Source organism: Winogradskyella psychrotolerans, from assembly GCF_018860545.1.
Classification (GTDB): Bacteria; Bacteroidota; Bacteroidia; order Flavobacteriales; family Flavobacteriaceae; genus Winogradskyella; species Winogradskyella psychrotolerans_A.
Genome location: NZ_JAHKPN010000011.1, coordinates 658,511 through 672,006, shown reverse-complemented (window position 1 = coordinate 672,006; position 13,496 = coordinate 658,511). Strand labels below are relative to the sequence as shown.

Below are 13,496 nucleotides of genomic sequence, written 5' to 3'. Positions count from 1 at the left end.
TTTTTTATGTACTTAATATTCGATACCGAAACTACAGGATTACCAAAACGTTGGGATGCACCAATTACGGACACCGATAATTGGCCGAGATGTATCCAAATTGCATGGCAATTGCATGATGGTATGGGAAATTGTATTGAACATCAAGATTATTTGGTACAACCTGAAGGGTTTAATATTCCTTATGATGCTGAGAAAATACATGGTATTTCTACCGAATTAGCGCAAGAACAAGGTGTGCCACTTGCTGAGGTTTTAGAGAAATTCAACATTGCCTTATCTAAAACTAAATTTGTTGTTGGGCAGAATGTTAAGTTCGATTTAAATATTATGGGAGCGGAATTTGTGCGTGAAGACGTTACAAATCCATTGCAAGAATTACCTGTTTTAGATACCTGTACGGAGCATACTGCTAGTTTATGTCAGATTCCTGGTGGACGCTATGGGAAATTTAAATTACCAACCTTAACGGAATTACATGAGTATTTATTTAATAAGCCATTTTCAGAAGCACACAATGCTACTGCCGATGTTGAGGCGACTACACGTTGTTTTTTAGAATTAATACGGCGAAAACAATACACTAAAGAGCAGCTTGATGTTGAGCCAGAATATTTTGAGAATTTTACGCAAGAGCATCCTGCAGAGATTCAACTCATTGGATTAAAGCATATCAACCTTAAACGGGAGAGTGCTAAAATTAACGCACGCCTTCAAAAAGAACAAGCTACACCAACGGTAGTTGATGAAGAAGCGGCCTCGCAAATAAAAGATGCTGATTTTGCGCATTTGCATAACCATTCGCAATATTCCATCCTTCAATCTACCATTAGTGTTAAAGATTTAGTAGCTGCTGCAGCTAGAGAAAATATGCCAGCCGTTGCCATGACGGATCATGGAAATATGATGGGGGCCTTTCACTTTGTAACTGCCGTTTCCAACCATAATAAAGGAGTAAAAGCACAACATAAACAAGCAGAAGAAGCAGGTTTAGAAAAGAAAGGGAAACTTATTAAGCCCATTATTGGTTGTGAGTTTTTTGTATGTGAAAACCATGCAGACAAAACTCGAAAGGATAATGGGTATCAAATTGTCTTGATGGCTAAAAATAAAAAAGGCTATCATAATTTGGCTAAATTATCATCAGCAGCCTTTACAGATGGATTTTATTATGTGCCAAGAATTGATAAAAAACTCATTGAGCAATACAAAGAAGATTTAATCTGCCTTACAGGGAATCTTTATGGCGAAGTACCAAGTAAGGTATTGAATGTTGGTGAAAACCAAGCTGAAGAAGCGTTGTTGTGGTGGAAAGAAACGTTTAAAGATGATTTGTATTTGGAAATCATGCGTCACAATCAGGAAGATGAAAATCGTGTAAATCCTGTGTTGATTCAGTTTTCAAAAAAACATAATGTGAAATTGGTGGCAACAAATAATACCTATTACGTTGACCAAGAAAATGCCAATGCACACGATATTTTATTGTGTGTAAAAGATGGAGAAAAGCAAGCCACACCAATTGGTCGTGGACGTGGTTATCGTTACGGATTACCTAATCAGGAATATTATTTTAAGTCTTCCGACGACATGAAGGCCTTATTTAAAGATGTACCGGAATCCATTGTTAATATCCAAGAAGTCGTAGATAAGATTGAACCATATGAATTAGCGCGTGATGTATTATTACCTGCGTTCGATATTCCTGAAGAATTTAAATTTGAAGAAGATTTAGCAGATAATGGCAAGCGCGGGGAAAATGCTTTTTTACGTCATTTAACCTACAAAGGTGCTAAAATCCGTTACGGTGAAATTACACCAGAGATTGAAGAACGTCTCGATTTTGAGTTAAGCGTCATTGAAAAAACAGGATATCCAGGATATTTCTTAATTGTAGAAGATTTTATTCGTGAAGCCCGAAAAATGGATGTTTCCGTAGGTCCTGGCCGTGGATCTGCAGCAGGATCGGTGGTTGCCTATTGTTTATGGATTACCAATATTGACCCGATTAAGTACGATTTACTTTTTGAGCGTTTCTTAAATCCAGATCGTGTAAGTATGCCCGATATAGATATCGATTTTGATGATGAAGGTCGAGGTCGTGTGATGCAATATGTAATTGATAAATACGGCGCCAATCAGGTTGCGCAGATTATTACCTACGGTACCATGGCTGCCAAATCCTCAATTAGAGATACAGCCAGAGTGTTAGATTTACCTTTAAATGAAGCGGATCACATTGCTAAATTGATTCCATTGATGTCTAAACTCGGTAAGATTTTTGGTTTAGATGAAAAGGAATTGGCTAAAAAATTCCGAGCAGAAGATTTAGAAAAAATTAATGAGCTTTTAAATATTTCGGATGGTGATGATTTGCAAGCCGAAACGCTAAATCAGGCACGAATTTTAGAGGGCTCTGTGCGTAATACAGGTATTCATGCTTGTGGTGTAATTATAACACCAAGTGATATTACCAATTATGTCCCAGTATCTTTAGCAAAGGACTCGGATTTGTATGTCACCCAGTTTGATAACTCTGTTGTTGAGGATGCCGGGTTGTTAAAGATGGATTTCTTGGGATTAAAAACCTTGACTTTAATTAAAGACACGGTTAAGATTGTAAAAGCCAAGCATGATATTTTGCTCGACCCAGAAAATTTCCCGTTAGATGATGTAAAAACTTACGAGTTATTCCAGCGTGGGGAAACGGTTGGTGTGTTTCAGTATGAATCACCTGGAATGCAAAAACACATGAAGAATCTGAAGCCTACGGTTTTTGATGATTTAATTGCCATGAATGCCTTGTATCGTCCTGGTCCGATGGAATATATTCCAAGCTTTATTGCGCGTAAACATGGTGATGAGGAAATAGTGTACGATTTACCAGAAATGGAAGAATACCTCAAGGAAACCTATGGAATTACAGTCTACCAAGAGCAAGTAATGCTACTGTCTCAAAAACTCGCAGATTTTACCAAAGGTGAAGCCGATGTTTTGAGGAAAGCGATGGGTAAAAAGCAGATTGCGGTTTTGGATAAGATGAAACCAAAATTTATTGAGCAAGCTGGAGCTAAAGGATTAGACAAAACAAAATTAGAGAAAATCTGGAAGGATTGGGAAGCCTTTGCGAGTTATGCCTTTAATAAATCGCACTCTACCTGTTATGCATGGATTGCCTACCAAACGGCTTATCTAAAAGCACATTATCCAGCAGAATATATGGCCGCGGTGTTATCTAATAATATGAATGATATTAAATCTGTTACCTTCTTTATGGAGGAGTGTAAGCGGATGCGATTACCTGTTTTAGGACCCGATGTGAATGAAAGTTTTTATAAGTTTTCTGTAAATAAAGATAATGCGGTTCGTTTTGGAATGGGAGCTATAAAAGGTGTTGGTCATGGAGCGGTACAAACTATTGTAGATAACCGAAAAGAAGGGGGGCATTATAAATCTATTTTCGATTTCGCAAAACGTATCGATTTACGTGCAGCTAACAAGAGAGCTTTTGAAGGATTAGCCAATGCAGGAGGATTTGATTGTTGGGCTGATACGCACAGAGCACAATATTTTGCTCATGATGGTGATGGTATTAGCTTTTTAGAAAAAGCGGTAAAATATGGAGCTAAACATCAAGAGAATGAAAATTCGGCTCAAGTAAGTTTATTTGGGGAAGCTAGTGATGTTCAGATTGCAGAACCCATAGTGCCACCTTGTGAAGATTGGGGAACGATGGAGAAGTTATCGCGAGAACGCGAAGTCGTGGGAATCTATATTTCAGGTCATCCACTCGATGATTTTTCAATTGAAATGAAAACCTTTTGTAATGGTGTGGTAGCCCATTTTAATGATTTAGAAGCTATTGTTAATAAAGAAGTGACCTTTGGAGGTGTGGTTACAGATGTGCAGCATCGTGTGAGTAAACAAGGTAAAGGTTGGGCAATTTTCACCATTGAAGATTATACGGACAGTCATGAATTCCGAATTTTTGGAGAAGATTATCTAAAGTTTAGACATTTCTTTGTTATCAATTCTTTTGTCTATGTCAGAGCCTTTGTCCGAGAAGGTTGGGTTAACCGTGATACGGGTAAAAAAGGAGATCCAAGAATTCAATTTAATAGTTTTCAATTGTTACATGATGTGATGGATACGTATGCTAAGAAACTTTCCATTCAGCTTAATATAAGAGATTTAGAAAAAGATAAAATTTCAGTTTTGTATGACTTGATTAAGTTTCATGAAGGCACGCAAACCTTAAATTTTGTGGTGTATGATAATGCTGAGAAAATAAAAGTACAAATGCCAAGCCGTAAAAATAAGGTGAAGATTTCCCAAGAACTTTTAAATGGATTAAAGGCGAACGATGTGATGTATAAGTTGAATTAATTTAAAATTTCTACTCATCTTATCATTTACAAATATGAGATAGCAAAAATTAATAAAGACCATTGGAAGGTTGGGTTTATTTTTGAAATTGAAGTTTATGAGTACTTAGAATTTGCGCAAAGGATGGAAGTGGCATCCTTTTTTGCCATTAAAAGCAAAAAAGATACAACGGACAGCCTGGTTTATGCGCCCAAAAAAGTGTATATATAAACCATCTATGTGGCTATAACCAAAACATATATAGCCATTGTAAGGTTTGCCAAATATTTTGACTAATTTTGCAGTTGCATCTGTAAAGGGTGCATAAAAATGAAGTACAATACAATTAAAAAATAAATATTATGGCATTAGAGATAACAGATGCGAATTTTGAAGAGACAGTATTAAAGAGTGACAAGCCTGTAGTAGTTGATTTTTGGGCTGCTTGGTGCGGACCTTGTCGTATGGTTGGACCAATCATTGACGAAATCAGTACAGAATACGAAGGTAAAGCTGTAGTTGGTAAAGTAGATGTTGATGCAAACCAAGAATTTGCAGCTAAATATGGTGTGAGAAACATACCTACTGTATTAGTTTTTCAAGGAGGTGAAGTTGTTGGTCGCCAAGTAGGAGTGGCACCTAAGAAAGCTTACTCTGACGCTATTGACGCGTTATTGTAGTCAATACTCTAAAAGAAGTGATAAAAGGTTTGCCTATATGGTGAACCTTTTTTAGTTTCGGTAACTGATGGATTTACAACAAGAACTCAATAAAACAGGAGGTTTTAAAAATCTCGAATTACTAGCGAAGCAAGTCGTAGAAGGCTTTATAGCTGGCATGCATAAAAGTCCATTTCATGGGTTTTCGGCAGAATTTGCTGAACATAAAATTTACAACCCAGGGGAAAGCACCAAACATATCGATTGGAAACTCTATGCCAAAACAGATCGTTTATATACGAAGCGCTATGATGAGGAAACTAATTTACGTTGTCATATCATACTAGATAATAGTCGTTCGATGCATTATCCTGAAACGGCTGGGACTTCTATAGATCATCTTAATAAAGTTGCTTTTTCGGCTTTGGCTGGTGCTTCCTTAATGCATATTCTGAAAAAACAACGTGATGCTGTTGGCTTGAGTATTTATAGTGATAATTATGATTTTTATGCGCCTGAAAAAGGGAGTGAGCGTCATCATCAAATGTTATTACATAAATTAAGCGATGCTGTGGTTTCTAAACCAGAAACAAAAACAACAGAAACCTATAAATATTTACATCAAATTGCAGAAAAAATCCATCGTAGATCGTTGATTTTTGTGTTCACCGATATGTTTCAAACGTCGGAAGATGACGAAAAACTGTTTGAAGCCTTAAGACATTTAAAACATAATAAGCATGAAGTGGTTTTATTTCATGTTTTTGATAAAGAAAAAGAGTTGTCTTTTGAATTTGATAATAGGCCCACGCGATTTGTAGATGTGGAGACTGGAGATCATATTAATTTATATGCGGACAACATTAAAGAAAATTATGAAAAAGCTGTAAATGACTACTTTGTAAACTTAAAAACAAAGTGTGGGCAATACCGAATTAAGTATGTGGAGGCTGATATTAATGCTGGTTTTGATGCCGTATTAACGACCTATATGATAGAGCGGCAAAAATTTATTTAGATTATTTATTATTTTTTTAGCTTTTTATTTGTGGAATTGAAAATGCGGTGTATATTTGCACTCGCAATTAAGCAACGGTCTGGTAGTTCAGTTGGTTAGAATGTCGCCCTGTCACGGCGAAGGTCGCGGGTTCGAGTCCCGTCCAGACCGCTAAAATTGCAAAAAGAGCTTCAAGAAATTGAGGCTTTTTTTTAGCGATTTAAAGACGTTGTGTTGTTCCAAGAGGAATCTTGGAAGTAGTTTACCAGAGTAATTTGGTATTCCAATGAGAAGCTTTCCTTTCTTTCTGAATAAGAAGATTGGGATGCTTTTTTGTTTTAATCAAAATGTTTTGAGTAACTCATGTGACTTTAGTAAAGAGTAAGTGTCTTATAGATGCTATTAATCATTAAAAAAAAGTGCAGCAAGAAATTGTTGCTCTTTTTTTTTGTTATATACTTAAATTAAATCAATTTGGTGGGTTAAATACTATATAATTATGTAAAGCGATAATGTTAATTAAAATTCAAGTTTTCAACAACTTACCAACACCCAAAAGGCTTTTTATCGATAAATAAATACGTTTAATCTGATATTTATTAGGAATTTAGGTAAATACGTTTATATTTGTGTTTTCTAAGTAAGTCTTAAAACGCTGAAAATTGAAATTTAGTCCATTTTACTATTAGACATTAACGTGTCTATAAAACGTCCCTCGTTTTAAATTTTAGTATTGTTTTAGGTTTCCCCTAAAATAGTTAATAATCCATTCCCTTCCCTCAGTGTATCGCCTAGCGTTACCGATTTTGATATTGACTAATTTTAACCCTAACAAATAGAATACTTATGAAAACCCTAAAAATTACTCTTGCTTTATTATCTGTTTTATTATTAACTATCTCTGGTGTACAATCTGAGTCCGTTATAGCCGATAATGAAGAACCGACCTATGAAAGCTATGAAAATTATGATTTAATGGCACACACAAAGGATAAATCGAAGTTAAAGACTAACGGATAAACTTTTTTTTTAAAATACATTATAAAAAGCTCTAATTACTATTAGGGCTTTTTGCCTTCCACATATTTAATATACCTTTGGGTAAATACTTATAATTACATTGTTGAGGGCTTTAATTTTATTCTTATTTATATGCGCAAAAACTTTTGGTCAAAACTCTGACCATAAAAGGATAATGTTTCAGATAGATTCACTTATAGAAGAATCGAAGAATACTAATCATTCTCAAAAGGAACGCCTCATGATCAGTCTCCAATCTATGAACATTGCTAAAGCTTCAGATATTGATTCGTTAGTTCTAAAGGCCAATCGAAATTTATCGTTACACTATTTTTATGCTGAGGATTATGATAAATATGTTTCATTAAATCAAATCAATTATAAATTAGCAAAAAAACTTAACGACACTACGGCACTTGCAGTATCTGCAGGAAATTTGGCTAGCTATTATAAGTTTTTTAAAGTTAATGACAGTTCTTTTTTCTATTTTTCTAAATCCCTAAAATATTATTCGTCTTTAAAAAATTATAAAGAAGAGGCGTATTCGTTAATGAGTATTGCAGATTTACAATTTTACGAGAAAGATTATACGTCAAGTGAGACCAATGCAATTTTAGCAATTAAGCTTTTGAATAAATTACCTGAAAATGAGGATAATTTAGACGATCTATGGATATTGCATAATAGAATAGCAGCGATATTTTCTGAGCTGAACCAATTTGAGAAATCGATTCAGTATCATGATAAAGCCATAGCTATAGCTAATAAAATGAACGATGGTTTTCTTAATAGCATATTTTCTATTCACAATAAAGCTTTTGTTTACAAGAAAACGGGTGATTATGCTAAGGCTATAGAATTATATAGTGGACTATTACCATTAAGGTCAAAGTACCAAGAGGAAGACCCTACATTTTATGCTCTTATTGCAAGTAACCTTGGGCATACTAAATTACTCAACGGTAATAGAGATTACTCAGAACTTTCAAAAATATTTCACGAAGCACATGATTTAACTGTGGACTATAACGATGACCTCATTAGAATTGCTGTAGATATTGATATGTCTAAGTTTTATCTTGAATTTGAGGAAAATGATTCGGCTTACATCTATGCAAAGGAAGCTTACGATATATCTAAAAAGTTATATGCCAATAATTATACGTTGGAAGCACTAATGTTACTTTCGCAAATTAAAAAAGGAGAAGAAGGTAAGCGCTATTTAAATGAACATATTAGATTAAGTGATAGTTTAATAAATATTGAACGAAACGTTAGGAATAAATTTGCAAGAATAGAATACGAAACCGATCAGTTAGCAGCAGAAAATAAACAAATCTCTAAAGAGAATCTCTATTTATTAATCTTATCTATTGGACTTTTAGTGACGGTTATATTAGTTTACATCTTAATTTCTCAGCGTGCAAAAAATAGAAAGTTGGAATTAATGCAAATTCAGCAAAAAGCTAACGAGGATATTTATAATTTAATGCTAGGCCAGCAAGATAAAGTTGAAGAAGCAAGGGCTAAGGAAAAGACAAGAGTTTCAAAAGAGTTACACGATGGTGTTTTAGGCGGACTTTTTGGCGTGCGATTAAGTTTAGATAGTATTAATTTCCAGGAAGGGAAAGAAGTGATGATGACACGAGCGAAATACATCAGCCAACTTCAAACAATAGAGCAAGATATTCGAAAAATATCGCATGAGTTAAACACCGATTTTGTGTCGGGATCTGGTTTTATGGATATCGTTAAGGAATTAATTGAAACTCAAACTCAAGCTTATAATTTAGAGCACAAATTCAATTTTACAGATGATATCAATTGGGATTTAGTGTCCAATAAAACAAAAATAAATATTTATAGAATTATCCAAGAGTGTATGCAAAACATCTATAAGCATGCTAATGCAACAACTATTGAAATTAGTATTTCACTAGAAAAAGACTTAATTTGCTTAGATATTATGGATGATGGATCTGGTTTTGATACCTTAAAAAGTAGAAAGGGTATCGGTTTAAAAAATATGAGTTCTAGAGTTGACGATATTAAAGGTAGCATAAACTTTATATCTCAATCTGGAAATGGTACAACAGTTAATGTAAAAATTCCCTATACAAATTAATTTCACATGGAACACATCAACATATTAATGGTCGATGACCATCCTATAATTATTGAAGGCTATCAAAATGTGTTAATGGCAACAAAAAAAGAGGATCAAAACTTATATATAGATACAGCCAATAATTGTGATACTGCCGTTGCGATGATAGAACGTGCGGCTCAAAAATATCCTTATCAAGTCTGTTTTTTCGATATTAGTTTACCAGGTTCAGAGGATGGTAAGTATACCTCGGGTGAAGATTTAGCACTTTTAGCAAAAAAATTAATGCCCAGAACTAAGATTGTGATTCTTACCATGTTTAACGAAACCTACAGAATTCATAATATTATAAAAGAGATTGATCCAGATGGATTTCTTATAAAAAGTGATTTAACATCCATGGAATTGGCTGATGGTTTTCAGCAAATATTGAAGTCTCCACCATACTATAGTAGCACTGTAAGTAATTACACAAAAAAAACAATTTCTAGCGATATATATGTAGATGATATAAATCGAAAAATTTTGCACTTATTATCCCAAGGTATCAAAACAAAAAGTCTAAATGAATACATAGACATCTCTACAAGTGCTATTGAAAAACGAAAAAAACAGCTTAAAATTTTGTTCTCTGTTGCTGATGGAAAGGACGAAACCTTACTAAAAGAAGCACGAGAAAAGGGTTATTTATAAAAAAGCGAAGAAAAACAGCATTTTTAAGCTTTTTAAAAACGCTTGAAACTACTGTCAATTAAAGAAACTACGGTTTTACCACAGCAAGTTTACGGTTTTACCACAGCAAAGAGTGAAATCTGTTCTATATATTGCACCTGTCAGCAAGAGTTAATTAATCCCTTATTAAGTTATTGTTGAATTAATAGCAAGAATAAAAACCTAGTCTCATTTTATGTGGCTAGGTTTTTTCTATTAATACCAACTCGTATTATGTTCCGATAATTTTACAATGAAAAAGCCCAAGTAAATAAGGGCTACAATAAACTTTAAAAAGGTTGATGCTATAAATCCTAAGAACGAGCCAAAAGCAGCTTTTAAAGCTTTATTGAAATCATTTCTGTGTATAAGTTCTCCAACTAAAGCTCCAACAAATGGCCCAATAATAATACCAAACGGAATTGGAGAGAGCAACCCAATAATTAAACCGAGGGTTGTGCCAATCATTCCGGCTTTACTACCACCAAAACGTTTGGTGCCAATGGCGGGAATAATATAATCTAAGACATAAATAAAAATAGCGATTATAAGCGTCGCGATTAAAAACGTCTGACTCAATTCTACACCTTCTGTAAAATGAAGCACCAAAAGACCTGCCCAACTTGTAAGTGGTCCAGGTAAAACGGGAAGAAAACTCCCAAGCACACCCAAAATCATTAAAAGTAGTGCCACAAGCACTAAAAATAGTTCCATATAAATATATTCAATTCATTAATATGACGTCATAAGTAAGTAATTGTTACAATTTTTAAACTAAAAAATTAGTTGAAACTAAATTTTTAGTTATATTAGCGGTGTGATTTGAAAATGTCATACAACGTATCCTGAATTTGTTTCGGGATTTCAAATTAGTATTAAAAATGAATTTCATTATATATTAATGAGATTCTCAAACAAGTTCAGAATAAAATGAAACAATTAACAAAAGCCGAAGAGGAGATTATGCATGCCTTATGGCAACTTAATAAAGCGAATGTAAAGTCTATAATAGAAACGTTACCAGAGCCCAAACCGGCGTATAATACAGTTTCTACCATCGTTAGAATTTTAGAATCGAAGGGTTTTGTAGACTATGAGAAAAAAGGGAAAGGCCATGTGTATTTTCCGATCGTGGCTAAGGAATCTTATAGTAATCAATCGATCAATAAATTAGTAGATAATTATTTTCAAGGCTCTTTTAAAAGTATGGTGTCCTTTTTCGTTCAGAAAAATGATGTGGATGTTAAGGATATTGAAACCTTACTGAATGAAATCAATAAAAAGGACTAATTATGTTGTATTCTATTCTTCAAATTATCGCGTTTCAAGCCGTGTTTTTATTGATTTACGATTTGTTCTTAAAACGAGAAACCTTCTTTAATTATAACAGAGCGTATCTCATAATGACATCGGTTTTAGCACTGGTATTGCCTTTTTTAAAGTTTCCAGAATTAAAATCAATGGCGACAAAGGATATGGTAATTCATTTGCCAGAAGTGTTCATTGGAACGAAAACACCAACGGTTTACGACATGCAAACTGCAGAGCTCGCAGGTATTGTATTAGAGCAACCACAAACACCAATTTGGCAAACAATTGCATTAATAGGTGTTGTAATAGCATCCCTAATTTTTTTAGTAAAAATCACCAAGCTATTATGGTTAAAATATAAAAATCCAAAACGTTGGAAAGGGAATGTGCTTATCGTACAATTAATAAAAAGCAGTGCTGCGTTTTCATTTTTCAACACTATATTTTTAGGTGAACGCATTACAGAAACTGAAAAACCAACCATTTATGAGCACGAGTTGGTTCATATTAAAGAATTTCATACGGTAGATTTATTGTTTTTTGAGTTGCTTAGAATTGTGTTTTGGTTCAATCCGTTAGTGTACATCTATCAAAATAGAATTAAAGAATTACACGAATATATTGCCGATGCCAAAGCAGTAAAACAAAGCGGGAAAACGGAGTATTATACAAGTTTACTCAATCAAGTTTTAGACGTTAATCATGTCTCTTTTACGAATACATTTTTCAATAAATCATTAATCAAAAAACGAATCACTATGTTACAAAAATCAAAATCAAAACAGCTTAATCTCATCAAATACGCGCTGTTAATTCCTATGGTATTTGGGATGTTAATTTATACCTCTACTGACGTTAGAGCGCAACAAAAGACGACGCAACAAGAACAAGCTGCTAGTCAAGAACTAACAGACGAAGAACTAATTAAGAAGTACTATGATGAAATAGCAGCCATGAAGCAAGCAGGAGCTAATTTTTCTGAGGTTTCAGATTACGCAGGATTTTCTGAAGAAACTCGGTTGAAATACATGCTTTCAAGAGAAGAGTTTTTGAAATCAATTGCATTTAATATGTTTGTTGCAGATGGTAATATTCAAAGGAAGTCAGAAGATGGAAACTTAACTCAAGATGATATTAACCTCTCCCAATTTATGAAGGAAAGAAAATATCGAGATTATCAGGAATATAGAACTTATAAAAACACAAAAGAAGCGAAAGAATATTGGGAATTAAGTGCCCATGATGGTGTGTTAAAATTGTTTGTAGAAGACGCAGGTAATAAAACTAAGGAAGAAACAAAACGTTTTAATGCCTTAATAGATCAGCTAGAGAACGATGATTATTTTAAGAAACTTGTTATTTCTAGTAATAGTTCAACCATAATCATAGATGCACCAAATACTCAAAACCAAGAAATCCATGTGCTTAAAGATGTGTTTAAAGGAGTAGAAGTTCCTTTTTCAGTAGTCGATGAAAGTCCTACAACCTTTGAATGTAAGGATTTAGAAAGTAATAGTGCTCGAAAAAATTGTATGAATAGTTTTATAAATAAACACCTTGGTAAAAATTTCAATACAAGTGTCGGAGATAATTTAAGTCCAGGACGAAAACGTGTTTTTGTACAGTTTAAAATTGATACCGATGGTAGTGTTAAGGATATCGTAGCGAGAGGGCCAAGCCCAATGTTGGAGGAAGAAGCAAAACGTGTTATCGCAACCTTACCTCAATTTATACCAGGGAAACAAAAAGGAAAAGCTGTTATAGTGCCTTTTTCTATACCAATTGTTTTTCAGGTTGCAAGTAAAGGAATTGATACTACAAATGTTGATGAAACAAAAAACTTGAAGGAGGCTTTATATAATTCGTCAAATAAAAGTAACAAAAAAGAACTTGTAGAATTTTTAAAAGATGAAATCAAAAAACTAGAAAAAGATATTGAAAGATCGGAAGCTGTGCCCTTTAGCGAAGTAGAAGTTGCACCCATTCATCCCGATTGCGAATCGCTGTCTAACACTATAGAACTAAAAGATTGTTTAGCTCATGCTATTAATAAGCTCGTTGGAAAAAATTTTGATACTAATATAGCAAATTCTTTAGGTTTACCAGCAGGTCAAAAACGAATTTTTACACAATTTATAATTGATAAATCTGGAAACGTTACCAATATCGTAGCAAGAGGACCACATCCTAAATTAGAAGAAGAAACGGTTAGAGTTTTAAAATTATTGCCAAAGTTTAGACCAGCGACACAAGAAGGTGAAGTTGTAGCGGTATCGTATTCATTGCCAATTGTTTTTCAAACTCATGACATTAAAAAAGACTAATT

9 protein-coding genes and 1 tRNA gene are annotated in these 13,496 nt (G+C 33.8%); 9 read left to right on the top strand and 1 reads right to left on the bottom strand.

Annotated elements, in window-relative coordinates; all coding sequences use genetic code 11:
- Positions 1 to 6: 6 nt before the first annotated feature.
- The 7 genes from dnaE (at position 7) to KO515_RS06195 (ending at position 9,841) form a co-directional block, all read left to right on the top strand.
- Positions 7 to 4,386, top strand: coding sequence for a DNA polymerase III subunit alpha (dnaE, locus tag KO515_RS06225; RefSeq protein WP_215935500.1), 4,380 nt, complete (start codon positions 7 to 9; stop codon positions 4,384 to 4,386).
- A gap of 341 nt (positions 4,387 to 4,727) precedes the next feature.
- On the top strand, positions 4,728 to 5,045 hold the full coding sequence (trxA, locus tag KO515_RS06220; RefSeq protein WP_020898224.1) for a thioredoxin: 318 nt from the start codon (positions 4,728 to 4,730) through the stop codon (positions 5,043 to 5,045).
- A gap of 67 nt (positions 5,046 to 5,112) precedes the next feature.
- Positions 5,113 to 6,042: a DUF58 domain-containing protein gene (locus tag KO515_RS06215; protein ID WP_215935499.1), complete on the top strand. Its 930-nt coding sequence runs from the start codon at positions 5,113 to 5,115 to the stop codon at positions 6,040 to 6,042.
- 76 nt (positions 6,043 to 6,118) lie between these two features.
- Positions 6,119 to 6,192: transfer RNA gene (locus tag KO515_RS06210), tRNA-Asp, on the top strand.
- Between the two features lie 675 nt (positions 6,193 to 6,867).
- On the top strand, positions 6,868 to 7,041 hold the full coding sequence (locus KO515_RS06205) for a hypothetical protein (RefSeq protein ID WP_215935498.1): 174 nt from the start codon (positions 6,868 to 6,870) through the stop codon (positions 7,039 to 7,041).
- 175 nt (positions 7,042 to 7,216) lie between these two features.
- The gene (locus KO515_RS06200; RefSeq protein WP_215935497.1) at positions 7,217 to 9,166 is read left to right on the top strand and encodes a tetratricopeptide repeat-containing sensor histidine kinase; all 1,950 of its coding nucleotides are present in this window, start codon (positions 7,217 to 7,219) and stop codon (positions 9,164 to 9,166) included.
- 6 nt (positions 9,167 to 9,172) lie between these two features.
- Entirely contained in the window at positions 9,173 to 9,841 is a 669-nt protein-coding gene (locus tag KO515_RS06195; RefSeq protein ID WP_215935496.1) for a response regulator, read from the top strand.
- 234 nt (positions 9,842 to 10,075) lie between these two features.
- Here KO515_RS06195 and KO515_RS06190 read toward each other — a convergent pair whose 3' ends face one another.
- A complete protein-coding gene (locus KO515_RS06190) occupies positions 10,076 to 10,573 on the bottom strand; it encodes a DUF456 domain-containing protein (protein WP_215935495.1) in 498 nt (165 codons plus the stop codon).
- A 216-nt stretch (positions 10,574 to 10,789) separates the two neighbouring features.
- On the opposite strand from KO515_RS06190, the gene KO515_RS06185 reads away from it, so the two are divergent.
- A complete protein-coding gene (locus KO515_RS06185) occupies positions 10,790 to 11,149 on the top strand; it encodes a BlaI/MecI/CopY family transcriptional regulator (protein WP_215935494.1) in 360 nt (119 codons plus the stop codon).
- A gap of 2 nt (positions 11,150 to 11,151) precedes the next feature.
- A complete protein-coding gene (locus KO515_RS06180) occupies positions 11,152 to 13,494 on the top strand; it encodes a M56 family metallopeptidase (protein ID WP_215935493.1) in 2,343 nt (780 codons plus the stop codon).
- Positions 13,495 to 13,496 lie beyond the last annotated feature (2 nt).